General features: G+C 66.4%; 25 protein-coding genes. 22 read left to right on the plus strand and 3 right to left on the minus strand.

Features of this window, described 5'->3' with window-relative positions:
• Window positions 1–8 precede the first annotated feature (8 nt).
• The 8 genes from VGM20_08375 to VGM20_08410 are packed head-to-tail and all read left to right on the plus strand — an operon-like array spanning window position 9 to window position 8,774.
• Window positions 9–1,130: a HAMP domain-containing sensor histidine kinase gene (locus VGM20_08375; protein ID HEY4100877.1), complete on the plus strand. Its 1,122-nt coding sequence runs from the start codon at window positions 9–11 to the stop codon at window positions 1,128–1,130.
• Window positions 1,130–3,430, plus strand: coding sequence for a UvrD-helicase domain-containing protein (locus tag VGM20_08380; protein ID HEY4100878.1), 2,301 nt, complete (start codon window positions 1,130–1,132; stop codon window positions 3,428–3,430). The genes VGM20_08375 and VGM20_08380 overlap by 1 nt, the downstream gene beginning before the upstream one ends.
• The gene (locus VGM20_08385) at window positions 3,427–3,726 is read left to right on the plus strand and encodes an Asp-tRNA(Asn)/Glu-tRNA(Gln) amidotransferase subunit GatC (protein ID HEY4100879.1); all 300 of its coding nucleotides are present in this window, start codon (window positions 3,427–3,429) and stop codon (window positions 3,724–3,726) included. Before VGM20_08380 ends, VGM20_08385 begins: the two co-directional genes overlap by 4 nt.
• Complete coding sequence (gatA, locus tag VGM20_08390; protein HEY4100880.1) at window positions 3,723–5,099, plus strand: Asp-tRNA(Asn)/Glu-tRNA(Gln) amidotransferase subunit GatA; 1,377 nt, start codon at window positions 3,723–3,725, stop codon at window positions 5,097–5,099. Before VGM20_08385 ends, gatA begins: the two co-directional genes overlap by 4 nt.
• Entirely contained in the window at window positions 5,099–6,523 is a 1,425-nt protein-coding gene (gene gatB / locus VGM20_08395; GenBank protein ID HEY4100881.1) for an Asp-tRNA(Asn)/Glu-tRNA(Gln) amidotransferase subunit GatB, read from the plus strand. Before gatA ends, gatB begins: the two co-directional genes overlap by 1 nt.
• A complete protein-coding gene (locus VGM20_08400) occupies window positions 6,520–7,749 on the plus strand; it encodes a cysteine desulfurase-like protein (protein HEY4100882.1) in 1,230 nt (409 codons plus the stop codon). Before gatB ends, VGM20_08400 begins: the two co-directional genes overlap by 4 nt.
• 48 nt (window positions 7,750–7,797) lie before the next feature.
• Window positions 7,798–8,205, plus strand: coding sequence for a VOC family protein (locus VGM20_08405; protein HEY4100883.1), 408 nt, complete (start codon window positions 7,798–7,800; stop codon window positions 8,203–8,205).
• Window positions 8,202–8,774 (plus strand): isoprenylcysteine carboxylmethyltransferase family protein, encoded by a 573-nt coding sequence (locus VGM20_08410; GenBank protein ID HEY4100884.1) that lies wholly within the window; start codon window positions 8,202–8,204, stop codon window positions 8,772–8,774. The genes VGM20_08405 and VGM20_08410 overlap by 4 nt, the downstream gene beginning before the upstream one ends.
• On the opposite strand, the gene VGM20_08415 is transcribed toward VGM20_08410, so the two are convergent.
• Window positions 8,755–9,651 (minus strand): zinc dependent phospholipase C family protein, encoded by an 897-nt coding sequence (locus VGM20_08415; GenBank protein ID HEY4100885.1) that lies wholly within the window; start codon window positions 9,649–9,651, stop codon window positions 8,755–8,757. The two genes, VGM20_08410 and VGM20_08415, sit on opposite strands and share 20 nt — an antisense overlap.
• Window positions 9,648–10,106 carry a hypothetical protein gene (locus VGM20_08420; protein ID HEY4100886.1) on the minus strand — a complete coding sequence of 153 codons (459 nt, stop codon included), beginning with the start codon at window positions 10,104–10,106 and terminating at the stop codon, window positions 9,648–9,650. The genes VGM20_08415 and VGM20_08420 overlap by 4 nt, the downstream gene beginning before the upstream one ends.
• 95 nt (window positions 10,107–10,201) lie before the next feature.
• On the opposite strand from VGM20_08420, the gene murA reads away from it, so the two are divergent.
• The 14 genes from murA (at window position 10,202) to murI (ending at window position 24,223) form a co-directional block, all read left to right on the plus strand.
• Complete coding sequence (murA, locus tag VGM20_08425; protein ID HEY4100887.1) at window positions 10,202–11,485, plus strand: UDP-N-acetylglucosamine 1-carboxyvinyltransferase; 1,284 nt, start codon at window positions 10,202–10,204, stop codon at window positions 11,483–11,485.
• A 22-nt stretch (window positions 11,486–11,507) separates the two neighbouring features.
• Window positions 11,508–12,236 (plus strand): polyphenol oxidase family protein, encoded by a 729-nt coding sequence (locus VGM20_08430; protein ID HEY4100888.1) that lies wholly within the window; start codon window positions 11,508–11,510, stop codon window positions 12,234–12,236.
• Window positions 12,237–12,440: 204 nt separating this feature from the next.
• Window positions 12,441–13,766 carry a transcription termination factor NusA gene (gene nusA, locus VGM20_08435; GenBank protein ID HEY4100889.1) on the plus strand — a complete coding sequence of 442 codons (1,326 nt, stop codon included), beginning with the start codon at window positions 12,441–12,443 and terminating at the stop codon, window positions 13,764–13,766.
• Window positions 13,741–14,070 (plus strand): ribosomal L7Ae/L30e/S12e/Gadd45 family protein, encoded by a 330-nt coding sequence (locus VGM20_08440; GenBank protein ID HEY4100890.1) that lies wholly within the window; start codon window positions 13,741–13,743, stop codon window positions 14,068–14,070. Before nusA ends, VGM20_08440 begins: the two co-directional genes overlap by 26 nt.
• A gap of 11 nt (window positions 14,071–14,081) precedes the next feature.
• On the plus strand, window positions 14,082–16,871 hold the full coding sequence (gene infB / locus VGM20_08445; GenBank protein ID HEY4100891.1) for a translation initiation factor IF-2: 2,790 nt from the start codon (window positions 14,082–14,084) through the stop codon (window positions 16,869–16,871).
• Window positions 16,872–16,877: 6 nt separating this feature from the next.
• On the plus strand, window positions 16,878–17,249 hold the full coding sequence (gene rbfA, locus VGM20_08450) for a 30S ribosome-binding factor RbfA (GenBank protein HEY4100892.1): 372 nt from the start codon (window positions 16,878–16,880) through the stop codon (window positions 17,247–17,249).
• A 14-nt stretch (window positions 17,250–17,263) separates the two neighbouring features.
• The gene (gene truB, locus VGM20_08455; protein ID HEY4100893.1) at window positions 17,264–18,121 is read left to right on the plus strand and encodes a tRNA pseudouridine(55) synthase TruB; all 858 of its coding nucleotides are present in this window, start codon (window positions 17,264–17,266) and stop codon (window positions 18,119–18,121) included.
• Window positions 18,121–19,050, plus strand: coding sequence for a bifunctional riboflavin kinase/FAD synthetase (locus VGM20_08460; protein HEY4100894.1), 930 nt, complete (start codon window positions 18,121–18,123; stop codon window positions 19,048–19,050). The genes truB and VGM20_08460 overlap by 1 nt, the downstream gene beginning before the upstream one ends.
• A gap of 2 nt (window positions 19,051–19,052) precedes the next feature.
• A complete protein-coding gene (secD, locus tag VGM20_08465) occupies window positions 19,053–20,735 on the plus strand; it encodes a protein translocase subunit SecD (GenBank protein HEY4100895.1) in 1,683 nt (560 codons plus the stop codon).
• 4 nt (window positions 20,736–20,739) lie between these two features.
• Window positions 20,740–21,717 carry a protein translocase subunit SecF gene (secF, locus tag VGM20_08470; GenBank protein ID HEY4100896.1) on the plus strand — a complete coding sequence of 326 codons (978 nt, stop codon included), beginning with the start codon at window positions 20,740–20,742 and terminating at the stop codon, window positions 21,715–21,717.
• A 3-nt stretch (window positions 21,718–21,720) separates the two neighbouring features.
• On the plus strand, window positions 21,721–22,482 hold the full coding sequence (locus VGM20_08475; protein HEY4100897.1) for a TatD family hydrolase: 762 nt from the start codon (window positions 21,721–21,723) through the stop codon (window positions 22,480–22,482).
• Between the two features lie 31 nt (window positions 22,483–22,513).
• A complete protein-coding gene (locus VGM20_08480) occupies window positions 22,514–22,888 on the plus strand; it encodes a RidA family protein (GenBank protein ID HEY4100898.1) in 375 nt (124 codons plus the stop codon).
• A 34-nt stretch (window positions 22,889–22,922) separates the two neighbouring features.
• On the plus strand, window positions 22,923–23,384 hold the full coding sequence (locus VGM20_08485) for a hypothetical protein (protein HEY4100899.1): 462 nt from the start codon (window positions 22,923–22,925) through the stop codon (window positions 23,382–23,384).
• The gene (gene murI, locus VGM20_08490) at window positions 23,384–24,223 is read left to right on the plus strand and encodes a glutamate racemase (protein ID HEY4100900.1); all 840 of its coding nucleotides are present in this window, start codon (window positions 23,384–23,386) and stop codon (window positions 24,221–24,223) included. Before VGM20_08485 ends, murI begins: the two co-directional genes overlap by 1 nt.
• Here murI and VGM20_08495 read toward each other — a convergent pair.
• A complete protein-coding gene (locus tag VGM20_08495; GenBank protein ID HEY4100901.1) occupies window positions 24,194–24,922 on the minus strand; it encodes a metallophosphoesterase in 729 nt (242 codons plus the stop codon). The genes murI and VGM20_08495 overlap by 30 nt on opposite strands.
• Window positions 24,923–24,937 lie beyond the last annotated feature (15 nt).

Consider the following 24,937-nt stretch of genomic DNA (forward strand, 5'->3'; position numbering starts at 1 on the left):
CCCCGGCGGTGGCGCTGCTGCTCGTCGCGCTGCTCGCCGGCCTCGGTGTCGGCTCGAGCTGGCTCGTGGCGCGGCATTTCGCCAGCGAAGCGGTCACTGCCTCGCGCCTCTACTCGACAGCGTTTCGTGGCCTCGCCGATCCGGCATCCGACGCGGCAAATTCAGCGCTGCTCGACGTCGGCGCGCGGGTCCGCAAGCTCGGATTGCCGCTGATCCGCACGGACGCGCACGGCCAGGTCACCGATACGGCCAACATCCCGTTCACCGCGCCACTCAGCGATCCGCGAATGCAGCGGTATGTCGCGCGGCTCGACGCGATCAATCCGCCGATCGTGGTGCCCAACGTCGGCGTGGTGCATTACGGCGCGATCCCGCAGACCCGCATCCTGATTGCCTTGGGCGTGCTGCAGGCGGTGACGATCCTGATCATGGTGACGGTGGCGATCGTCGCCTACCGGAACGCAAACCACGCCCAGCGCGACCGGATGTGGGTCGCCATGGCGCGGGAAGCGGCGCACCAGATGGGGACGCCGCTCACGTCACTGCAGGGGTGGATCGAGCAGCTGCGCGCGGCCGGAATGTCGCCGACAAAGGTCGCGGAGTTCCTCGACGCCGATGCGGAGCGACTCCACCGCGTTGCGCAGCGATTCGAACGGATCGGGAACCCCGCTCGCCGTGATCCGGTTGCCCTGGGCGCGCTGGCCGAACGGGTCGGAGGCTATTTTCGACCGCGGCTCCCGCGACACGCCAATGCGATCCAGCTGCAAGTGCGGGCGCCGAGTGCCGGCCCGGTGATTCTCGGTGATCCGGTGCTCCTCGAATGGGCGCTCGAGGCGATGGTCAAGAATGCCATCGATGCGTTGCAGGGGCGCGGCGGCACCATCACCCTTGCCACCGATGTGCGCGACGACGCGGCGTATGTGCGCGTCACCGACGACGGCCCGGGCGTGCCCCGCGAGATTCGCCGGACGCTGTTCCAGCCGGGGATCACGACCAAGCGCGGCGGGTGGGGAATCGGGCTCGCCCTGGCGCGGCGGGTCATCGAAGATGCGCACCAGGGCGCCCTGACACTTGAACCGACTACCCATGGAACCACGTTCCTGATGCGCTTTCCGCTCGCTGCAGTCTGATGGACGACACCAGGGATCTGTTGCGCGGGTTGAATCCCGCGCAACGCGAAGCGGCCGAACATCTCCACGGACCGATTCTCGTCGTGGCCGGCGCCGGATCGGGCAAGACGCGCGTGCTCACCGCGCGGATCGCCCACCTGATCGATGCGCACGGCATCCCCGCGGCGCGGATCTTCGCCGTCACGTTCACCAACAAGGCCGCCCGGGAAATGCAGACCCGGATCGGCGACCTGCTCCAGCGCGATCCCGCGGGGCTCTGGATCGGGACATTCCACTCGCTCTCCGCGCGGCTCCTCCGCCGCGAAGGGACCCGGCTCGGCTTCTCACCCGACTACACCATCTACGACGAAGACGATCGGCTGTCGCTGGTCCGGCGCGTCATGGAAGAACGCGGGCATTCGGTTCGCGTCTTTCCGCCGAAGTTGATCCAGAACCTGATCTCGTCGGCGAAGAACCGGATGCAGAGTGCCGATGCGCTGGCCGCCACCGCGCCGTTCGACGAAGCGGTGAAGATCGCCGCCGATGTCTACGGCGCCATGCAGCGGGCGCTCCTCGCCGCCAACGCCATGGATTTCGACGACCTGATGCTCCATCCGCTGGCGCTCTTCCGGCAGCACCCGGATGTCCTCGCGCGATGGCAGCAGCGGTTCGACTATCTCCTGGTCGACGAGTTCCAGGATACCAATCGCGCCCAGTATGAGCTGATCAAGTATCTGGGGTCGAACCACGGCAACGTCTTCGGCGTTGGAGACGAGGATCAGAGTATCTACGGCTGGCGCGGTGCCGACCTGAAGAATCTCCGCGACCTCCAGCGGGACTTCGGCGAGGCGCGCGTCGTCAAGCTCGAGGAGAATTATCGATCGACCCGGCCGATCCTTGACGCGGCCAACGCCGTCATCACCAACAACGTCGGGCGCATCGTCAAGAACCTCCGGACGCGGCGGCCCGGTGGTGAGTCGATCGTCGTCCTCGCCGCGGCCGACGAGCGGGACGAAGCGGAATGGATCGCGCGCGAACTGGAGCGGCGGCGCGCCGGCGGGACGTTGCCGGCCGAATGCGCCGTGCTCTATCGCACCAACGCGCAGTCGCGCGCCATCGAGGAAGCGATGCGTCGCGCCGGAATCCCCTATCAGATCGTCGGCGCGATTTCGTTCTACGACCGGCGCGAGGTGAAGGACATCCTCGCCTATCTGCGGCTGATCGCCAACCCGAGCGACGACGAAGCGTTCCTGCGCGCGATCGGCGTGCCGCGTCGCGGCATCGGCGACGTGGCGCTGGCAACGCTGGCGGCACAGGCCCGGACCTGGAACATTCCGATGCTTGCAGCAGCCGGTCGCGCCGATGCGATTGCGGCACTGCGTCCCAACATCCGGCAGGCGCTGCACGCCTTTGCGCAGCTGATCGACGGACTGCGCGCCCGCTCGCGGGAGGCGCTGCCGGTCACCGTGATGGAAGATGTCGTTCAGGCCATCGACTACGAGACGATCCTCGCGGCGGAAGGAGTCGAGGGAATCGAGCGCTGGGAGAATGTCCGCGAGCTGATCGCCGCCGCGGCCGAATGGTCGGAGGTGATCGCCGAGGACGACGAGCCGTCGACGCCGCTGCAGCGCTTCCTCGCCGAAGCGGCACTCTTGTCGGCGATCGACACCAGCAACGGCAAGCCCGACGGCGTGACGCTGATGACCCTCCACACCGCCAAGGGACTGGAGTGGCCGGTGGTCGTGATCGCCGGGGTCGAGGAGGGATTGTTCCCGTCCGCGCGGGCACTCGAATCGCCGAACGGCCTCGAAGAGGAGCGCCGGCTTTGCTACGTTGGGATCACGCGGGCGAAGGACGCGCTCATCATGACATGGGCGCGGGCCCGGCGCCGGGGTGGTGAACTCCGTCCCGGCGCGCCATCACGCTTCCTGCGCGAGCTCCCGCCCGAACTGATCGAGGAGAAGCGCACGTCGTTCGGGGTGAGCGGGCTGGGTGCGTGGGGCGGCGGCGGCGGATGGTCGGGTGGCCGCGGCCGCAGCGTCGAACCGTCTCGCCGCACGGAGTATTCGCGCAGCCAGCCGGCAGAGCGTCGCGCGCCACCTCCACCGCCGGCAGATTTCGTGTCGGAAGATCAGGATGCGCCGCGCTACGTGAAGGGAGAGCGGGTCCGGCACCGCCGCTTCGGTTCGGGAGCGATCCTCGGACTCACCGGGGCGGGGAAGGACCTCAAGGTGTCGGTGGCGTTCGATGACCCCGAGATCGGAACCAGACAATTGCTCGTCGCCGCAGCCGGGCTCGAGCGCGAGTGGGAGAGTGCATGACGATTGATGCGAACGCCGTGCGGCACGTGGCACAGCTCGCCGAACTGGCGGTCCCCGACAGCGGCCTCGACTCGCTGGCGACACAGATGGAAAGCATCGTGAACTTCGTGGCGCAGCTTGGCGACGTGGCGGTGCCCGACGACGGCGCACCGGTGACGATTGGGCCGGCACGCACCCGCCTGCGCGATGATCGCGTCGATCCGATTCCGATGTCGCGCGCGCCGGCGGAAATGGCGCCCGCGTTTGAACAGGGGTTCTTCGTGGTGCCGCGTCTCGACGGGATGGCGGGGGAATGACGCCGCACGATCTCGCTGTCGACACCGGGAACCGGCTCACCGCTGCCGCCGGGCTCAATGCGGCACTGCACTGGTCGCAGCAGCTTCTCGACGCCGAAGCGAAGCGACTGGAACAAGCGGGTCCCGCGCTGTTGACCGGGCAGTCGGTCGCGATCAAGGACAACCTGGTGACGCACGGTCATCCGACCACCTGCGCGTCGCGAATGCTCGAAGGATATCAGTCGCCGTTCGAAGCCACCGCCGTGCGGCGCGTCCGCGACGCCGGTGGAATGGTCGCAGCCAAGGCGAACCTCGACGAGTTCGCCATGGGTTCATCCACCGAGCACTCGGCCTTCGGCCGCGTGATGCATCCGCTCGATCCTGCGTTGGTTCCCGGGGGATCGAGCGGCGGATCGACTGCGCTCGTCGCCGCCGGAGTCACCACCACCGCGCTCGGATCAGAGACCGGCGGATCGGTGCGGCAGCCGGCATCCTTCTGCGGTGTCGTCGGGATCAAGCCGAGTTACGGGCGCGTCTCCCGCTTCGGGCTGGTGGCGTTCGGATCCTCGCTCGACTGCATCTCGACCGTTGGCCGCACCACGCGCGACGCGGCGAAACTCCTTGCATCGATCTCCGGGCACGATCCATTCGATGTCACGACGCGCGCGGAGCCGGCGTTCGAAGTTCCTGCCGCGATGGATCTGCGCGGACGAGTCGTCGGATTGCCCCGCGAGTATTTCCCCGACGATCTGCATCCCGGAGTGCGTGCCGGCTGCGAGCGCACCATCGAGATCCTGCGGGCGTCGGGCGCGACGATTCGCGAGGTCTCGCTGCCGCATTCGCGGTTCGCCGTGCCGGCCTATTACATCATCAATCCCGCTGAAGCCGCGGCCAACCTCGCCCGCTTCGACGGCGTCCGCTACGGCATCCGGCGCGTCGGTCCCGACGGCGACGTGCGGGCTCTCTACCGCGCGACGCGAGGCACGGGCTTCGGACCGGAAGTGCGCCGGCGCATCCTGATCGGGACCTTTGTGCTGAGTGCCGGCTATAGCAACCAATACTACAGCAGGGCGCAGGCGGTCCGGCACCTGATCATCGACGATTTTGCGCGGGTCTTCGCCGGTGGCGTCGACCTCCTCTTCACGCCGACAACGCCGACCCCGGCGTTCCGGGCGGGCGAGAAGACCGCTGATCCCGTCGCGATGTATCTGGCCGACATCTTTGTCTGTCCGGCGTCGCTGGCCGGGATCCCGGCGTTGTCGCTGCCGATCGGCCGCGACCAGGGCCTTCCGCTCGGGGGGCAGCTGATCGCAGCCGACTGGAACGAATCGGCAATGATCGGCGCCGCGATGACGCTTGAAGGCGCCATCGATGCCACGGCGGAGGTGCGGTGATGGACTGGGAAACGGTCATCGGCCTCGAAGTGCACGTGCAACTCGCCACCCGGAGCAAGATGTTCTGCGGGTGCGCGACAACCTACGGCGCCGTGCCCAACACCAACGTCTGCCCGATCTGCCTCGGACTCCCCGGCGCGCTTCCGGTGCCGAACGCCGAGGCGATCCGGCTCGGCACGGTGGGGGCACTGGCGCTCGGGTGCAGCATTCATGACACCAGCATCTTCGCCCGGAAGAACTACTTCTATCCCGACCTTCCCAAGGGATATCAGATTTCGCAATTCGATCGCCCATTGGCCACCGGCGGTGCCGTCGCCGTCGAGTCTCCCGACCGCGGGGCGATCACCATCTCGATCACCCGGCTCCATCTGGAAGAGGACGCGGGAAAGTCGCTGCACGACCGGGTCCCCGGCTTCACGGCAGTCGATCTCAATCGCGCCGGCACGCCGTTGGCCGAGATTGTCAGCGGCCCCGACATCCGGTCCCCCGCCGAGGCGCGCGCGTACCTGGCGACGTTGCGGCAGCTGCTGATCTACGCCGGAGTGAGCGACTGCTCGATGGAGAAGGGATCGCTTCGCGTCGATGCCAATCTCTCGGTCCGGAAGCCCGGCGCGCCGCTCGGCACCAAGACCGAAGTCAAGAACATGAATTCGTTCGCCAACGTCGAGCGAGCGCTTCACGCCGAGCGTGAGCGGCAGATCGCCCTGCTCGAATCGGGGGAACGGGTGCAGCAGGTGACGCTGACCTTCAACGCCGCGAACGGCACGGTGAAGCCGCTCAGGGTGAAGGAGGATTCGCATGATTATCGGTACTTCCCGGATCCGGACTTGCCGCCGCTGGTGCTCGAACCCGCATGGATCGCGGCACAGGAAGGGTCGCTTCCCGAACTGCCGGCCGCTCGGATCGCCCGGTACATGAGCAGCTACGGAATCACGGCGTACGATGCGCGCGTGCTGACGCAGGAACCTAGGTTGTCACTGTACTTCGAGAAACTCGTTGACGAAGAGATCGACCCGAAGGTGGCCGCTAATTGGGTGATGGGAGAACTACGTGCACAATGGCCTGATCTCACTCTAGAACCACCAGTGGAAGCCGGTCCTCTAAGCTCACTGATTCGGTTCACCACTCAGGGATTCGTCAGTGGATCCGCGGCGAAGCAGGTCTTTGAAGAGATGGTAGCGAGGCCATTGGAAACGCCGGCTGCGATCATAGAGTACCGTAATCTTCGTCAGGTGAGTGACAACGATGCGCTCGGCGCGTGGATCGACGCCATACTCGCGGATCATCCGAAGGAAGTCGAACGATACCGCAATGGTGAGACCAGGTTGATCGGATTCTTTGTCGGACAGGTGATGAAGCGGAGTGCGGGGAAGGCCGACCCGAAGGCGATCCAGCCGATCATCGTCAAACGGCTCGCACCATGACGGCCTTCGCGTCGGTCGAGTCGATTCGCGCCGCGTTTCCGGCGTTGCGGCGGATCGTCGGGGCGCACCCGGTCGCGTATTTCGATGGCCCCGGGGGGACCCAGGTGCCTGCGGTCGTGGCCGACGCGGTCACCGACTACCTGCTGCATCACAACGCCAACACGCACTGGGCATACCCCACCAGCGCGGAGACCGATGCCGCGCTCCTCGACGCACGCGATGTCTTCGCCTCGTTCATGGGTAGCGCGGCCGACGAGATCTCGTTCGGCAATAACATGACCACGATCACCTTCCACGTGGCGCGCGCGCTCGCGCGGGACTGGAAGCCGGGCGACGAAGTGATCGTGACGGAGATCGACCATCACGGCAACATCGCGCCGTGGCAGGCGATCGCGCGCGACCATGGCATCATCCTCAAATGGCTTCCGCTCGACACCGCGACCGGCCTGCTGCGACTCGACGAGTTGCCGCGATTGCTCGGCCCGAAGACGAGGCTCCTCGCGATCAACGCCGCGTCAAACATCCTCGGCACGATCAGCGACGTCGCCTCGGCGGCGCAGCAGGCGCATGCGGCCGGTGCGCTCGTCTTTGTCGATGGTGTGCACTTCGCGCCGCATCAGTTGCCGGATGTTCATCGGCTCGGTGCCGATTTCCTGGCGGTGTCGGCGTACAAGTTCCACGGACCGCACGTCGGAGTGCTCTGGGCGCGGCGTGATCTGACCGAACAACTCGATGTGCCGCGACTCGAGCCGGCTCCCGAGACGTCGCCCGAGCGGTGGGAGACCGGGACCCAGAATCATGAAGGCATTGTCGGGGCCGCCGCCGCGGTGCGGTGGCTCGCGGGATTGGCGGGTCCGGGCGAACTGCGGTCGCAGCTTGCCGCGGCCTATGCCGAAATCCATCGGCGCGAAATGGTCCTCTTCGCGAGGCTTTGGGATGGCCTTGGAGCGATCCCCGGCGTCACGCGCTACGGCCTGCCTCCGGATCGTGATCGAACGGCGACGGTGTCGTTCACGCTCAGTGGAGTACCATCGGAGCAGGTCGCCCGCACGTTGGCTCGATCGGGGTGCTTCGTATCGCACGGGGACTTCTACGCGGCGACGGTCGCCAGGCTGCTCGGTTGCGAGCGGGACGGCCTGGTGCGCATCGGTGCGGCGTGCTACACCACGGCGGGCGAGATCGAGCGCGTGTTGCAGGGAATCGAGGACGTGGCTGCCCAGCGGTGATGATCGGAGACGCTGAGCCGTCACCTTGGCAGTTCGGAGGAGCACCCAATGGCTTCGGTACAGGTCCGCTACATCGTGCACGACGTGGACGCGGCGATCGCGTTCTACACCGAACACCTCGGCTTCACGCTGGTGATGCACCCCGCACCGCCATTCGCGATGCTCACACGCGGCGATCTCCGGCTGGTGCTGAGTGCGCCGAATCCATCCGGCGGTGGCGGGCAGCCGATGCCTGACGGCAGGATTCCCGCTCCCGGCGGCTGGAATCGTTTCGCGATTCAGGTCGACGATCTTGCCGCGATCGTCGCGAACCTTCGCGACCAGCGCGTGCATTTCCGCAACGACATCGTGACCGGCGTCGGCGGCAAGCAGGTCCTGCTCGACGATCCCTCGGGAAATCCGGTCGAACTCTTCGAGCCGACTCGTCCCGAGGCCCGACTCGGCGGGACGACGTGAGCGGATTCACCCTCGGAGCGGCCGTCGGGCTGACATGGCTCGCGTGGCTGATCTACTGGTATGCATCTGCGCGAAACCTCAAGCCGGAGCGTTGGCATGAGTCGCTCCTCTCCGGATTGGGTCACCGTGTTCCACTGATCCTGGCTGCGATCATGATGTCGTCGCCGAGTGTTCTTCCCGCTGCGGCGCGCGCGCGCTTCGTACCAGTGAGCGTCGTGGTCGACGTCGTTGGCGTGCTGCTCCTGGTGGCCGGGCTGGGATTCTCTATTGTGGCCAAGCGGCAGCTGGGAGCCAATTGGAGCGCTGCTGTCACCGTGAAGGAGCATCACTCGCTGATCCGCACCGGTCCGTACCGGTTTGTCCGGCACCCGATCTACACCGGAATTGTCGTGGCCTTTGCGGGATCGGCGCTGGTGATTGGCGAGTGGCGGTGCATTGTGGCGGTGATTCTGGTGTACGCCGCGTTCATCTACAAGAGCCGGATCGAGGAGCGGCGGATGCAGGAAAACTTTCCTGAATACCGCGACTATCGCGAGCACACCTCCGCCATCATTCCGTTTCTCTACTGATCGAACGGTCGATCTCGGCCGGCGGCAGCCCGAAGTGCGCCTCGGCGACGGTCGCGATCCACTCCGGCCCGGCGTTCTGGTGGCCGCGGAGCGCGTCGCGACGGACCGCCTTGCTTCCCATGATTGCGCGTTCGCCATTGGGGTCGGACCGATACACCGGTGACAGATCGCTGGAGAGTACAGCCCGGACGTATTCGACGGCGCGATCGAGATGCACCGTGATCAGTGTGGTGGGAAGTTCCCAGCGGCTCTGATCCTGCGCGACCTGCAGTCCGGCCTGCCAGGCGCGCGAATCGGTGAGGCGGACCATGCCGCGGAAGAGGCGTCGGTTGGTGCGCACCGAGAAGATTGTCGGCGACAGGATCCGTTCGAGGTGCGCATCGGCCGCACGATGGTCGAGGCGAATCAGGTCGCGAGCAGCCTGGGGTACGGCATCACCGAGATGCAGCTCGGCGCGCATCTCCCACCAGGTGTGCCCCATGGCACGAGTCGAACTGCTCACCACCAGCTGGCGTGGCACGTAGTAGTTGTGCGCCACCACATCGGCGGCGAGATGGGCGAGATAGCCGAGCCCGAAGGCGCGCAACGCATCGTTCGGCGCGAGGTCGCGGACCTCCAGCCCGACGTGCCACGCGTGGCAGTGGCGATCGGCGGGGGCAAACTTCTTGGCCATCGTGGTGTCGGCGGCGATGTTGCCATAGAGAAAGTCGTACGGGAAGGCGCGCAGCAGTTCGGCGACCGACCCCGGGAGAGTCTGCAGCGAACTCAGCATCCGCTCGCCGAGCACCACGTGGGTGCCGGGAGTCCAGGCATGCAGCGCGTGCGGAAAGCAGAGGAAGCCGAGGCCGACCAGAAGCAGGGCAACCGGCAGCTTCACGCGGCGCCGCGCCTCCGCGGTCGGATCAGCCGACGAAACTGGTTGATGACGCCGGCACCGGTACGAGCGTTCCGAAGGACGGTGGCCACGTCGACGACCGCGGCGTCGACTTCCTCCTGTGCCACCTCGACTACGGCATCGAGGTCGGCGAGCCGCCGCTTGGCACGCTTGACGCCGCGCTCGATGTCGTAGCGGACCCGCCGCGTCGTTTCGATGATTTCCTGCGCCTCATCGCGGGCCATGCGGGCGACCTCGGTGCCGCTTTCGCCAAACTGCTTCACCGCTTCGAGAGTCGGCGCAAGTTCGAGTCGGAGCTGCGCCACTTCGCGCGCGAGCGAGGCGGTCCGCTGCTGCGCCTCGCGGAGCGCGGCGAAGATCATCACTGCGACAAGCGCGATCGCGGTGGCGATCACCACGAGCGAGAGTGCGATCACCGGTCCCACCCATCCAGCCATGGTCGCCTCGGTGCTGTTGATCGTGAAGAGCCGAAAGCTAACGCTGACGCTCCGGACCGCTTGCGGTCGCCACCGGGCGAGACGAGCTTTGCCCGATGCCTCCGCGTTTCGTGGTGACAGGTCGCCAGCCGCTGGCCGGAACGATCCGGCCGGCCGGCAACAAGAACGCGGCCCTGCCGGTCATCGCAGCCACGCTCCTGGCAGCCGAGCCTGTCACGCTGCACAACATTCCCCGCATCCGCGACGTCGAGACCCTCCTCGATCTGCTGGTCGACCTCGGCGCCACGGTGGACTGGGCGGCCAGCAACACGCTGCGGGTCGATACCCGCGGAGTGCGCCCCAAGCCGCTCGACCCGGTCCTCTGCACCCGGATCCGCGCGTCGATCCTCCTCGCCGGCCCGCTCCTCGCCCGGTTCGGCAAAGTCGTGCTCCCCCCTCCGGGAGGAGACGTCATCGGGCGGCGTCGCGTCGACACCCATTTCCTCGCGCTCGAGCGCCTCGGCGCGGCGGTCACCCTCGGCGACAGCTACACGATCGAGGCGAAACGACTCAAGGGGACCGACCTCTTTCTCGACGAACCCAGCGTCACCGGGACCGAAAACGCCCTGATGGCGGCGGTCATGGCCGAGGGCCGGACCACCCTTCGGAACGCCGCGTCCGAGCCGCATGTCCAGGACACCGCGCGCTTTCTCGTGGCGATCGGCGCGTCGATCGAGGGAATCGGCAGCAACACCTACACGATCGACGGCGGCAAGGCGCTGCGCGGCGGTGAGTACACCATCGGTCCGGACCATATCGAAATCGGCTCGTTCATCGGCCTGGCGGCGGTGACGAACGGTGATCTCACCATCACCCACGTTCGCCCCGATGACCTTCGCAGCACGCTCCTCGGCTTCGAGCGGCTCGGTGTCCGCGTCCGCATCCGCGGGAGCGAACTTCATGTGCCAGCGGGTCAGGAGCTGCGGGTCCATCCCGACCTCGGCGGCCATGTGCCCAAGCTCGAAGATGGTCCGTGGCCGGCGTTTCCGGCCGACGTCATGTCGATTGCGGTCGTCGCGGCGACGCAGTGCGAGGGGATGGTGCTGATTCACGAAAAGATGTTCGAGTCGCGGCTCTTCTTCGTCGACAAGCTGATCGGCATGGGGGCGCGCATCGTCCTGTGCGATCCGCATCGCGCGGTGATCAGCGGCGCCGCGCGGTTGCACGGCGGCAAGGTCGAGTCGCCCGACATCCGCGCCGGCATGGCGATGGTGATCGCTGCGCTCGCGGCGGAGGGGCGCAGCGAAATCCACAACATCGGACAGATCGAGCGGGGATACGAGCGGATCGACGAGCGGCTGCGGGCCCTCGGCGCCGCGATCGAGCGTGTCGACAACTGACGAAGTTCGCCTTCCGGGACCGGTGCCGCGCTGGGAGGTTCCGGGGTGGCGTGAGCGGTTCGGCATCAGCGCCGGGATTACCGGCCGCGGCGAGGACCCAGCCGATCCATTCGACCTCGGACTCTGGACATCGCAGCCGGTCGCGAAGGTGATGGAGCGGTGGCGCCAGTTCCGCTCGACCTTCCCGCCCGACTCCTCCTTCGTGATGGCGCACCAAGTCCACGGCACAGCGGTTCGCTGGCACGATCGCGCGCCCGCGTCAGGCGGATGGACGATCCTGGAGGGATTGGATGGTCACGCGACCGATACCCCGGGACTGATCCTGCTGGTCACGGTCGCCGACTGCGTACCGGTGTATGTCGCGGCGCCGGAGCACGGAGTGGTGGCGCTGCTGCACGCCGGATGGCGCGGGACCGCCGGGAGAATTCTGGAGCAGGGAATTCAGCGGATCCGCGAGGCGTGTGGCGCAAATGCAGATGAGACCGTAATGCATTGTGGCGTTGCGATTTCCGGTCCCTGTTATGAAGTGGGTTCCGAAGTAACATCCGCAGTGGGAATTCCCACAACGGCCCCGGCGAAGCAGCATCTCGATCTCCGTTCGATCCTCGCCGAACAGGGGCGCCAGCTCGGGATCGGGGAGGTCACGGTCAGCGGACACTGCACCGCGGTCGAGTCCCGGAGTTTCTTCTCGCATCGGCGCTCGGGCGGGAGTGACGGCAGGATGATCGCGTGGCTCGGGATCGAACGGTGAGGGACGGTCCGGAGCGGTGATTCGTCAGTTGACGCCCCTGCTCGCAGTGAGCTATCTTATGGTGTTGGGGCAACTTGCGCAGGTCTGCGAGGTGTCGGGTGTCCCCCGGCACTTTTTCTTTCTCCCCGCACATTGGCCCCTGTTCCGTTCGGCTCCGCGGCATCGCCGGGACCGGCACTGTAACTGGGAAGCAGGAGAAGTCTGATGGCGACATCGGCCGACTTGGTATCCGCATTCCGCGAATTGTCGAATGCCAAGCAACTGGACCGCTCGGAATTGCTCGATTTGCTGCGCGACGGAATTCACGCCGCGCTGATGAAGAAGTACGGGCCCAATGTCCGCTTCGAGCTCAACGTTGACGAGTTGCAGGGGACGCTGCAGGTGATCCGGCTGCGCCAGGTCGTCGAGACGATCGAGGACCCGAGTTCGCAGATCGGAATCGACGAGGCGCGGTTCGAAGATCCGGACTTCCAGGCCGGCGACATGCTCGAAGAGGAAGTCCCGTTCGAGGTCCTCGGCAGGCTCGCGGTCCAGGCGGCCAAGCAGCGGATCATCCAGCGGGTGCGCGAAGGCGAACGGAACCGGATTCGTGACGAGTTCGCCAACAAGGTCGGCGATCTCCTCTCCGGCGAAATCCAGCAGATCGAACGCGGCAAGTTTGTGATCATGCTCAACAAGTTCCGCGAGGCGGAAGCGATCGTACCATATCGCGAACAGAACCATCGCGAACATTTCCATCAGGGCGACACTATCCGTGCCGTGCTCAAGCGGCTCGAGGAGACGCCCAAGGGTCCGCGGCTGATTCTTTCTCGCGGGGATCCGCTCTTCGTCATCGCGCTGTTCAAGCTGGAAGTGCCCGAGATTCAGCAGGCAATCGTCGAAGTGCGCGGCATCGCTCGCGAGGTCGGCAGCCGGACCAAGGTTGCGGTGATCTCCCGCGACGATGCGATTGACCCCGTCGGCGCGTGCGTCGGTCTCAAGGGGTCGCGAGTCCAGGCGGTCGTCAACGAACTCGGCGGCGAACGGATCGATATCGTGCCGTGGTCGCCCGATCCGGAGCGCTTCGCCCGGCTGGCATTGGCGCCGGCACGGGTGGCGAAGGTCTTCTCTGATCCCGCCAGTAAGACGATCCAGGCGGTGGTGGATGAGGACCAGCTGTCGCTGGCGATCGGTCGCAACGGGCAGAACGTGCGACTGGCATCGGAACTGACCGGTTGGAAGATCGACCTCTACTCGAGCCGCGAGTGGCGGGAGCGGGGTGGAGAAGGGCCGCTGTTCGCACTCCCCGCGGTGGAAGAAGAGGCGGAGACTGTCGTGCCGCTGGCGCAGCTCGAGGGGCTCTCGCCCGAGCTGGTCGCGGTGCTCGATCAGGCGCGCTACACCACGCTGCAGGACGTCATCGACCTCGAGCCGGAAGAGATCGCGAGAATCCCCGGCATGACGCCGGCGACGACCGAAGAACTGGTGAAGTTCCTCAGCGAACTGACCGAAGAGGAGCCAGACGGTGGCGACGCCGGGCGCACCGCATGAGGCGCTGCTTGGCCTGATCGGCCTCGGGGTTCGAGGCGGACTGGCGCTGCCCGGTGTGGAATTGACGCGGGCGTGGATTCGTCAGGGGAAGTGTGAAGCGGTGATTCTGGCGGCGGATGCCTCGCCGCGCGCGCGCCTCAAGGTGGCCCGGCTCGCGGAACGGACTGGGGTTCCCATTGTCACGGGGCCCGATGCGACAACTCTCGGGGCACGGCTCGGCCGACCCCCTGTCATGGTGGTGGGTGTGCGGGACCGGTCGCTGGCGGCGGGGATCATTGCCGCGGCGGCGCGGGCGACGGATTGACGGAGGAGTGAGTGGTCAAGAGTAGAGTACACGACCTGGCGGCGGAATTCGCGATTCCGGTTGAGCAGCTGATGGGGATGCTGCGCGAAATGAACATTTTCGTGCGGAGCCACATGTCATCGCTCGAGCCGGATCAGGTCTCAGCGGTCCGGGTTCGCTGGGAGCGCGAGAAGCGCAAGGCCGCCGAAGCTCCCGCCCCCAAGAAGGGGCGTCGCAAGGCCGTCGAGCCCGCACCGGCACCTGCCGCGGCCGAGGCAAAGCCGGTCCGGCGCCGTCGCACGGCGGCGGAAGTGGCCGAGCAGGAGGCCAAGGCCGCGGAAGCCGAGCAGGAGGCGGCGAAGGCGGCGTTCGACCTCGAACCGCTCGCGCTCGAAATCCCGCAATCCGACCCGGTCAAGCCCGCGCTGTCGATCGACGAGCGTGCGCGTCTCCTGTTCAAGGATCTTCCGCCCGCTCCGGTCGAAGAAGAGACGCCGTCCGAAGCGTCCGCCGAACCGGCCGCGGAAGCACCGGTGCAACCGCCGGCTCCAAGGCCGCAGGCCCCGCCGCGGCCGGCGCCGACTCCCTCGCGTCCGACGGTCACACCGACCGGTACTGCTGGAGCTCCGCCGCGGCCGTTCATTCCGCCGCGGGTGCAGCGTCCGCCGCAGGGATCGGGACCGCAGCGCGGCGGCCCGGGTGGTAATCGCGGGCCGTCGGGCGGTAGTGGTCCGGGAGGCCGTCCACGGCCGGTCTTCTCGTCGAGCACACCGGCGCCTCAGCGCGGCGGTGGCAGCACTGGTGGTGCACCCGCGGGCGGAGCACCGGCGCGGCAGTTCGGCCCCGATGCGCAGCCGGGTGGTGGCCGCAAGAAGGGGCGCAAGGGGAAGAAGAGCTTCGTCGATCAGGATCAGGTGCAGGCGAACATCCTCAAGACGCTGCAGGGGATGAAGGGCGGAACCTCTCGCAAGAAGAGCCGCTCCGACGAGCCGACCTACCGCGAGATCATCGCGTCGCGTGCCGCCGAGGAGAAGGAACGCGAGAAGACCCGGATCCGCGTCAACGAGTTCATCTCGGTGAGCGAGCTCGCCGAGGCGATGAAGGTTCCCGCCAACCAGATCGTTGCGTTCGCGTTCAAGGAACTCGGCCTGATGGTGACGGTCAACCAGCGGCTCGACTTCGACCAGATCGAGTTGATCGCATCGGAATTCGGTTTCGAGGCGGTGAAGGAGGAGGAGTACCACGCCGAGATCGAACCGGCGCCGGAAATCGAGGAAGGCGAGCAGCTGCCGCGGCCGCCGGTCGTCACGATCATGGGTCACGTCGATCACGGCAAGACCTCGCTGCTCGACCATATCCGCAAGGCCAATGTCGTGGCGGGCGAAGCGGGCGGGATCACGCAGCACATCGGCGCATATCACATCGCGTTGCCGAATCACAAGTCGATCACCTTCCTCGACACGCCGGGTCACCAGGCGTTTACCGCGATGCGTGCGCGTGGCGCGCAGGTCACCGACATCGTCGTGCTGGTCGTGGCCGCCGATGATCAGGTGATGCCGCAGACGATCGAGGCGATTTCACACGCGCGCAACGCGGGCGTACCGCTCGTGGTCGCGATCAACAAGATCGATCTTCCGGCCGCCAATCCGATGAAGGTCAAGCAGGACCTGCTGCAGCACAGCGTGGTCCTCGAGGAGTTCGGCGGCAACGTGCTGAGCGCCGAGATCTCGGCCAAGACCGGCAAGGGCATTCCGGAACTGCTCGAGCAGATCCTGTTGCAGGCGGAAATCCTGGAACTCAAGGCAAATCCGGATGCCAAGCCGCAGGGGTCGGTGATCGAAGCGACGCTCGATCCCGGCAAGGGGCCGCTCGCCACCGTGCTGGTCCAGAAGGGGACGCTGCACGTCGGCGACAACTTCATCTGCGGCAAGTTCTCGGGACGGGTGCGCGCCCTTTTCGACGAACGCGGCAAGCAGATCAAGGCGGTCGGTCCGTCGATGCCCATCCAGGTGCTCGGCTTCGACGGCGTGCCCTCGGCGGGCGACATCTTCCTTGTGGTCTCCGACGCCAACGAAGCGCGTGACATCGCGCAGAAGCGGCAGCGGCTCGAGCGCGAGGCGCAGAACCGCCGGTCGGCACGCGGTGGCACGCTCGAAGATATCTCGCGCGCGCTCAAGGAAGGCGCAGTCACGCAGCTGCGGATCATCATCAAGGCCGACCAGGGCGGTCCGGCCGAAGCGCTTGCCGACGCGCTGGCGCAGCTGGGCACCAGCGAAGTCCGCGTCGATATCGTCCTGCGTGGTGTGGGGCAGATCAGCGAAAGCGACGTGCTTCTCGCCAAGGCATCGGGTGCCATCATCCTCGGCTTCCATGTTCGTCCCGACGCCAATGCGCGCGCCGCGGCGGAGCGTGAAGGCGTCGACATCCGGACCTACCGCATCATCTACGAAGCGGTCGAGGACGTGAAGAACGCGCTCGAGGGTCTCCTCAAGCCCGAGGAGAAGGAAACGATCCTGGGCGAGGCCGAGGTGATCGAACTGTTCAAGGTGAGCCGCGTCGGTACCATCGCCGGCTCGATCGTGCGCAGCGGCACGATTCAGCGGACGGCGAAGGCGCGTGTCATTCGCGACGGGACGCAGGTCTATGCCGGCAACTTCTCTTCGCTGAAGCGCTTCAAGGATGACGCGAAAGAGGTCAAGGAAGGCCTCGAGTGCGGTATCGGGATCGAGAACTTCAACGACGTCAAGGTTGGCGATCGGATCGAGGCATACCGGCTCGAGGAAGTCAAGCGCACATTGGCCGCTTCGGCGGCGCAAGGTTGAGGCGTCATGGCAGGACACGGTTCCTCACGGCGGCCGGAACAGGTCGCGGAAAGCGTTCGCGCGACGCTGGCGAAAGCGCTCCTTCGCGGCGAGGTGCGTGATCCGCGGGTAACGATGGTGACGGTCAGCGGCGTGGAAGTCACCCGCGACCTCGGACATGCCACGATCCGTGTCGTACCGCACGGCACGCCGGAAGAGAAGGATGCCGCCGTCGCCGGACTGCAGAGCGCGGCCGGCTACCTGCGGCGGATGGTGGCGAAGACGTTGACGACGCGCACGGTACCGGAGCTGCACTTTGTGCTCGATCGCGGCCTGGAGCACGCGCGCCGGATCAATGAGCTCCTTGCAGGACTGAAGCGGGATGGGGAGGCCTCCTGATCAAGGAGGATGCGGTGATCGGTGGTTTGCTCATTGACAAGCCGGCTGGATGGACGTCGCACGATGTCGTGGCGGCGGTGCGGCGCGCACTCGGGACGCGTGCTGTGGGGCATGCCGGGACGCTCGATCCGTTTGCAACCGGCCTGCTGATCGTGCTGGTGGGGAAGGCGACGCGACTGGCGCGCTATGTCGAGGCACTCCGCAAGCGGTACCTCGCGACGGTCCGCTTTGGCAGCGCGACCGACACGGAGGATCTCACCGGCACGGTGATCGCCGCCTCCACGCCTGATGCCTGGCCCGCGATGGATGCGATGTGCGATGCTGCGTCGTCGCTGGTCGGATCGCGGTCGCAGCGACCGCCTGCGTTTTCGGCCAAGCACGTCGGCGGCACGCGGAGCCATGTGCTGGCACGGCGCGGCGAAGCGGTGACCCTCCGTGACGTCACGGTGCAGGTGCACGAGGTGACGGTCGAACGGTGGAGTCCGCCGGATCTCGACATGGCGGCGGTGGTTGGTCGCGGAACCTATGTGCGGGCGATGGCGCGAGAACTGGGAGAGCGGTGCGGCATCCCGGCGCATTGTGCGGCATTGCGGCGCGCGGCGATCGGCCCCTTTTCGGTGGAACAGGCGATCGCGCCGACGGCGGTCAACCGATCGCATCTGATCCCGGCAGCGGCGCTGCTGCCAGCATTGCCGTCGGAACGGATTGATGCCGCGGCCGTGCGCGAGATCTCGTTTGGCCGGGCGATCCCCCAGCGCGAGAATGCTCAGGGGACCGGCGCCCTGCTCGGCGAGGATGGACGCCTCATCGCCACGGCGGACGGGCGTGACGGGATCTGGCATCCGGTGGTCGTGTTCGAGGCACCGGGTTGATGGCTTCGGCGAGCGTGGTAACGGTTGGCACCTTCGACGGTGTGCATCGCGGGCATCATGCCGTGCTCGAATCGGTAGTGGAGCGAGCCCGTCGGCGCGGGATGGAAAGCGTGCTGGTCACCTTCGAGCCGCATCCGCTCGACGTGGTGAATCCGCAGGCGGCGCCGCCGCGATTGACGACGGCGCTCGAACGACTTGAAGCGGTCGCCACCAGCGCTATCGATCGCGTCGTGGTGCTCGCCTTCGACCGGCGGATGGCGACGCAGTCCCCGGAGGAGTTCGTCGACCGAATCCTCAGGGAACGATGCGCGATGCAGGAACTCGTGATCGGGCACGACCACGGATTTGGGCGGGGACGCGCCGGCGATGTCGATACCCTGCGGGCGCTGGGGAAGGTGCGGGGCTTTCCCGTCGACGTGGTGGACGCGGTGTCGATCGACGGTGTACCGGTGTCGAGCACCGTGATCAGGCGGGCCGTCGCGGGCGGCGATCTCGGCGGTGCCGCGCGGTGGCTCGGGCGACGCTATGCGCTGAGCGGGGTGGTGCAGCACGGAGCGAAGCGGGGACGTGTCCTCGGCTTTCCGACGCTCAATCTTGCGGCGCCCGCCCGCAAGCTGCTGCCGCCCGACGGCGTCTATGCGGTGGTCGTGGAGACGCCCGCCGGACGATTCGGCGGCATGATGAATCAGGGGCACCGCCCGACGTTCGATGATGGAGGTCGCCTGCTCGAGGCGCACCTCTTCGGGCTGGACCGGGAGCTGTACGACTGTGCGGTACGCGTGGAATGGGTCGCGTATCTGCGCGAGATTCGCCGCTTCGAGGGCGTGGCGGCGCTCCAGCAGCAGCTGGAGGGTGATCGCCTGCATGCCGTGGCCGCACTGGCCGCCGCACGCGTGGACCTTGACGCGCCGCTTGTGGCGCCTGAGTGACGATGCTTTCGACGATTCGCAATCGCATGATTCTGATCGGGCTGCTGATCCTGGCATCGATCATCTATCTCATCCCGCGCAACGTCACCGTGCGCCAGCGGGACGCGCAGGGCGGACTGCACGATGTGCAGCATCGTCAGGTGCCGATCAAGTACGGGCTCGATCTGCAAGGCGGGATGCATCTCTCGCTGGGGCTCGACACCACCGTCAAGAAGGTGTCCGATCCCGCGAACGCCATCGACCTCGCCCTGATCGTGCTCCGCAAGCGCATCGACGATTTCGGCGTCGCAGAGCCGTTGATCCAGAAGCTCGGCAACGATCAGATCGTCGTTGAGCTCCCCGGACTTACCGAACCCGATCGCGCCATCGGCATCGTGCAGAGCCAGGCGTTCCTCGAGTTCCGCCTGACCGACAAAACCGGCGCGCTCGACGCCGCACTTCCCCAGATGGACCGCGCCCTGACCCGGCTCGGCATCAAGGGAACCGGCCCCGCGCCCAAGGCGAGTGGCGTGGCGGCGTTGCTCGGATCGGATACCAGCAAGAAGGGAACGCTCAAGTCCGACAGCGGCAAGAAGACGCACGCCGACTCCGTGGCCTCCGACACCACGACGGCGCAGGCGATCCTCAGCTCGCTGATCCATCCGGCCAGCGATATCGGTGTACAGGCGCTTCCGGGCGAATACGCTGTCCTCGAAACGGCATACAACCGGGTCGATACCCTGCTGAACATTCCCGACGTGAAGAGACTCTGGCCGCGCGGCGTGGAGTTCAAGTGGTCGCAGGACCCCATCTCGGTGGGAACGCAGAGCTACCGGATGCTGTATGCCCTCTCCGACAAGGCGATTGTCGACGGATCGCACCTCACGCATGCGGCAGCGCAGATCGATCCGCTGACGCAGAAGCGCGTCGTCACCTTCACGCTCGATCGTTCGGGCGGACGGATCTTCGGCGCGGAAACCGGCCGGCATGTCGGCGACTACATGGCGATCGTGCTGAACAACAAGGTGCAGGGGCCGCCGCCGGTCATCGAAAGCCAGATCAATCAGAACGGCCAGATCGAACTCGGCAATCGCTCGCTCGCCGATGCGCAGGATCTGGCGCTTACCCTGAGTGCCGGCGCCCTCCCGGTGCCGCTCAAGGTCCTCGATGAGCGCCAGGTCGGCGCCTCCCTCGGCGCCGACTCGATCCACGACGGCATGGTGGCAGGGCTGGTCGGTACGCTGATGGTCATCATCATCATGGTCGGCTACTACCGCTGGTCTGGTGTGCTGGCCGTAGCGGCGCTGGGACTCTACGTCCTCTTCACGCTGGCGGGGCTCGCGGCGGTGCAGGCGACGCTCACGCTCCCCGGACTCGCCGGTCTGGTGCTGTCAGTCGGCATAGCGGTCGATGCCAACGTGCTGATCTTCGAGCGCATCCGCGAAGAATTGATCGCGGGTCGTTCGGTCCGCGTGGCCGTCGACGAGGGATTCAAGCACGCGATGAACGCCATCGTCGATTCCAACGTGTCGACTGTCGTCACCGCGCTCTTCCTCTTCCAGTTCGGCACCGGCCCGGTCAAGGGATTTGCCGTGACGCTCATCATGGGTATCGCGGCCTCGATGGTCACCGCGGTGTTCGTGACCAAGACTTTCTTCCTGCTGTGGCTGCAGCGCCGGCCCACGGCTACAACGCTGAGTATCTGATATCATGGTTCGCATCTTCGCAGACGCTGCCTACGACTTCATCGGTTTCCGTCGCCGCGCGATCTTTGCCACGATCATCCTCTTTTGCGTCGGGGTGATCGCGATGATCGTCCGGACGCCGGCGATCAACTACTCCGTCGAATTCACTGGCGGCACGCTGGTGCAGGTCACGATCCTGCAGGGGAATCCGTCGCAGGCCGATCTCCGCACCGGTCTTGAGCGCGCGTCGCTCGTCGATCCCGAGATCACGCCGTTCGGACCGAAGCAGTACGTGATCCGCGCGCGCACCGCGGTCGGCAACGATCCCGACAACACGCACGTCACCGCCAAGGCGATCTCCACCGGCCTCGACAACGTGGTGGGCGCGGGGCACTATCGCGTGGACGACACCGAAGCGGTCGGCCCCAAGGTCGGCAAGGAACTTCGCACCAAGGCGTTCCTCGCGATCTTCCTCTCGTTCTTCGCGGTGCTGGCCTATCTCGCCTACCGGTTCGAATGGCGCTTCGGACTCGCCGCCGTCGTCGCAACGTTCCACGACATCGTCCTCACCATCTGCTTCATCGCGGTGATGCGGATCGAAGTGTCGCTCGTCGTCGTCGCGGCGGTGCTGTCGATGGTCGGGTATTCACTCAACGACACCATCGTCATCTTCGACCGCGTTCGCGAGAATCTCCGCAAGAATCGCCGTGACCACCTCATCGAGGTGATGAATCGGTCGATCAACGAGACGCTGCCACGATCGGTGCTGACCCACACCACCGCGCTGGCGACGCTCTGCGCGCTGGCGATCTTCGGCGGCCCGGTCATCCGTCCGTTCGCGCTGGTCATGTTCTTCGGTGTCTTCACCGGCACCTTCTCGTCGGTCTTCATCGCTGCGCCGGTGCTGCTGATCATCGAAGGCCGGTGGCCCGGAGTCGACGGACGCGGCGTCAAGGTGGGCGGCAAGACCACCTCGACGAGGGGCCGCACCCAGCCGGTCTGACCGGTGCTGGTCGATACCCACTGCCATCTCACCGATCCGGCGTTCGCGCCGGATCGGGACGCCGTGGTCGAGCGGATGCGGGCGGCAGGCGTCACGCGGGGTGTCGTGATCGAAAGCCAGCTCACGGAGCTTGATGCCACACTCGCCTGGGCGGCCGGTCATCCCGATCTGGCGATTGCAACCGGTTGTCACCCCCACGATGCGCAAAGCTGGAATCCGGAGATTCGTGAGCGGCTGGTTCGCGCCTGGGCCGCACCAGTCGTGCGAGCAGTCGGCGAAATCGGTCTCGATTACCACTACGACCACTCGCCGCGCGATATTCAGCGACACGTCTTTGCCGAACAGCTCGCACTTGCGGGGTCCGCCGGGAAGCCGGTGGTCATTCACGCGCGCGAGGCCGACGACGATGTCGTCGACGTCCTCCAGGCCCACCCCTCCGCGACGGTCGTCCTCCATTCATTTTCGAGCGGGCGCACGTTGCGCGAGGCAGGACTCGACGACGGCTGGTATTTCTCGTTCAGCGGAATGATCACGTTCAAGTCGTGGACGCAGGTCGAGACCGTGCGCGATATCCCGATCGACCGGCTCCTCGTCGAGACCGACGCCCCGTACCTCGCGCCGGTCCCTCACCGCGGCGCGCGCAACGAGCCGGCATTCCTGGTGCACACGATCGAGCGTCTCGCCGAGATCAGGGGCGTGGCGGTCGAGGAGATCGCCGCGGTGACGACGGCGAACGCGCTGCGGCTATTTTGGGGCGTGCACTGACGCACGCGCCACACCTCAACTCCGAGCGACCATGCAGATCATTGCCACCGCCGACGCGCCCAAGGCGATCGGGCCCTACTCGCAGGGCATCGTGATGAACGGATTCCTCTTTACGGCAGGACAGATTGCCCTCGACCCGGCCACGATGGAAGTCGTCACCGGCGGGATCACCGAGCAGACCGAGCGGGTCTTTCTCAACCTGAAGCAGGTCCTTGCCGCCGCCGGGCTCGATTTCAACCATGTGGTGAAGACGACGGTCTTCCTGCAGGACATGTCGGAGTTCACCGCGATGAACGAGATCTACGCGCGTTTCTTCGGCACCCATCGGCCGGCGCGGTCCACCGTTGCCGTGGGGGGACTTCCGCGCGGTGTCCGCGTCGAAATCGAACTGATCGCTGCCAGGTAGCGGCGCTCCGGCACCGTCTGCCTATCTTGCGACGATGCGTGCTCTTCTGGCGGCCGCGCTCATCGCGGTGGTCCCGGCAACGCTCCCGGCACAGGTGCCTGTCCAGGGAACTCTGGCGCCCACCGACTCGGTACATCACCGGCCGAGTCCGATGAACTATTTCTGGCGGTCGGCGCTCCTTCCTGGATGGGGCCAGGCATCGACCGATCGCAAGCTGACTGCCGGGCTCTTCATCGGATTTGAAGGTCTCGCCCTGGGCATGGCCATGAAGGCCACGGTGGAATTGAAGTATCTCGATCGGACCGACACCCTCACGGCGTCATCGCGCCGGGGTGAACGACAGGACTGGATCGTCCTCCTGGCGTTCAACCATCTCTTCTCCGCGATGGAGGCGTATGTCTCCGCGCACCTGATCGATTTTCCCGGTGATCTCAAGATGCGCGCGATGCCGGGTGGTCGCACCGGGATCGGCTTCACGATGCCGATGCCGCACTGATGCGCGACGCACCGATCGGGATCTTCGATTCGGGAATCGGCGGGCTCACCGTGGCCCGTGCGGTGCACCGTCTCCTCCCCGCAGAATCCACCGTCTATCTCGGCGATACGGCGCGCGTTCCGTACGGACCGAAGTCGCCCGACGTCGTGCGGCGGTATTCCCGTGAAATCCTGGCGTGGCTCCTGACGCAGCAGGTCAAGGCAGTCGTTGTCGCCTGCAACACGGCAACGGCGCACGCGCTGTCCGATCTGCAGGCGCGATCGCCGGTGCCGGTGATCGGCGTGATCGAACCAGGCGCGCGCGCAGCGGTCGCTGCGACCCGAAGCGGGCGGGTCGGCGTGATCGGGACCGCCGGCACGATTGCCTCCGGCGCCTATCGTCGCGCACTCCTCGCCGAACGAACCGACCTCGAGGTCTTCGAGCAGTCGTGTCCGCTCCTCGTGCCGCTTGTCGAGGAGGGGTGGTTCGATCGCCCTGCGACGCGGATGATCGCGGAGGAATACCTCGCGTCGCTGCAGTCGGCCGGGATCGATGTCCTCGTGCTCGGCTGCACTCACTACCCGATGCTGAAACCGTTGATTGCGCAGATCATGGGACCCGGCGTCGCGCTGATCGACAGCGGTGACGAAACCGCGCGAGCGGTCGCTGCGGTCCTGCACGAACGCAATCTCGGCGCGGGGCCGGAAGATCGGCCGGTGCAGCGCTGGATCGCCACGGATGACGCCGCTCGCTTCGCACGGGTCGGCGCGATCTTCATGGGGGGTGGCCCCGCGCCGGTCGAGGTGGTGAACCTGGAGAGCGTGCCGGCTTCAGCCGAAGATGTGCCCGGTCGTGTCTGATGGCGTGACCACTGCATACCGCTTTTCCTCGAGCCATGGCCCCGGATTCATGTACCACCGTCCTGGTGCCGCTTCCAGCGTTGCCCGGCGATGGGTATGTCCCATCAGGAGCAGGTCGATCGCGGGGTCGCGCGCCAGTTCGCGCTTCGCCCACGCCAGTTGGCGCGTCGCGGCGTCATCGACGATCTCGGGATGCGCTGCCGCTGACGCCGGATTGTGGCCCAGCCGCTTGGCAATCCGGAATCCGACGACCGTCGGAAGGGCGTTGAAGGCGGCGATGACGAGGCGGGTGTCGAGTGCGCGGTTGAGCATCGCGGCGACGGGACGCTCCTCGTGGAGTCCGTCGCCGTGAATCGCCACCACCGTCCTGCTCCCGACAGCGAAGCGCAGCGTCCGCGGCGCGAACGTGACACCGGTTTCCGCGCCCCAGAACGTGTCGCCCCAGCGGTCGTGATTGCCGCCGACCATCAGGATCGGCAGCCGTCGCGCCAGTTCGACGATTCTCGCGGTGACTCGGATGCAATGCCGCGGGATCAACCGGCGATAGGTGAACCAGAAGTCGTAGATGTCGCCCAGCAGCAGCAGGGAGTCGCCCATTGACGGCACCGCATCGAGAAAGGCAAGAAATGCCTCCTCGTCCGCGCCGGGGTGCACTCCGAGATGGGCGTCGGCAACTACCACGAGCTGGTCAACGATCACGGCGGAAAGGTGGAC

The sequence above is a fragment of the Gemmatimonadales bacterium genome, assembly GCA_036500345.1.
Classification (GTDB): domain Bacteria; phylum Gemmatimonadota; class Gemmatimonadetes; order Gemmatimonadales; family GWC2-71-9; genus Palsa-1233.

Coding starts and splice junctions, on each gene's coding strand:
- VGM20_08380 (HEY4100878.1), top strand. CDS start 1,130: ATGGACGACACCAGGGATCTGTTGCGCGGGTTGAATCCCGCGCAACGC.
- VGM20_08385 (HEY4100879.1), top strand. CDS start 3,427: ATGACGATTGATGCGAACGCCGTGCGGCACGTGGCACAGCTCGCCGAA.
- gatA (HEY4100880.1), top strand. CDS start 3,723: ATGACGCCGCACGATCTCGCTGTCGACACCGGGAACCGGCTCACCGCT.
- gatB (HEY4100881.1), top strand. CDS start 5,099: ATGGACTGGGAAACGGTCATCGGCCTCGAAGTGCACGTGCAACTCGCC.
- VGM20_08400 (HEY4100882.1), top strand. CDS start 6,520: ATGACGGCCTTCGCGTCGGTCGAGTCGATTCGCGCCGCGTTTCCGGCG.
- VGM20_08405 (HEY4100883.1), top strand. CDS start 7,798: ATGGCTTCGGTACAGGTCCGCTACATCGTGCACGACGTGGACGCGGCG.
- VGM20_08420 (HEY4100886.1), bottom strand. CDS start 10,106: ATGGCTGGATGGGTGGGACCGGTGATCGCACTCTCGCTCGTGGTGATC.
- murA (HEY4100887.1), top strand. CDS start 10,202: ATGCCTCCGCGTTTCGTGGTGACAGGTCGCCAGCCGCTGGCCGGAACG.
- nusA (HEY4100889.1), top strand. CDS start 12,441: ATGGCGACATCGGCCGACTTGGTATCCGCATTCCGCGAATTGTCGAAT.
- rbfA (HEY4100892.1), top strand. CDS start 16,878: ATGGCAGGACACGGTTCCTCACGGCGGCCGGAACAGGTCGCGGAAAGC.
- VGM20_08460 (HEY4100894.1), top strand. CDS start 18,121: ATGGCTTCGGCGAGCGTGGTAACGGTTGGCACCTTCGACGGTGTGCAT.
- secD (HEY4100895.1), top strand. CDS start 19,053: ATGCTTTCGACGATTCGCAATCGCATGATTCTGATCGGGCTGCTGATC.
- secF (HEY4100896.1), top strand. CDS start 20,740: ATGGTTCGCATCTTCGCAGACGCTGCCTACGACTTCATCGGTTTCCGT.
- VGM20_08480 (HEY4100898.1), top strand. CDS start 22,514: ATGCAGATCATTGCCACCGCCGACGCGCCCAAGGCGATCGGGCCCTAC.
- VGM20_08485 (HEY4100899.1), top strand. CDS start 22,923: ATGCGTGCTCTTCTGGCGGCCGCGCTCATCGCGGTGGTCCCGGCAACG.
- murI (HEY4100900.1), top strand. CDS start 23,384: ATGCGCGACGCACCGATCGGGATCTTCGATTCGGGAATCGGCGGGCTC.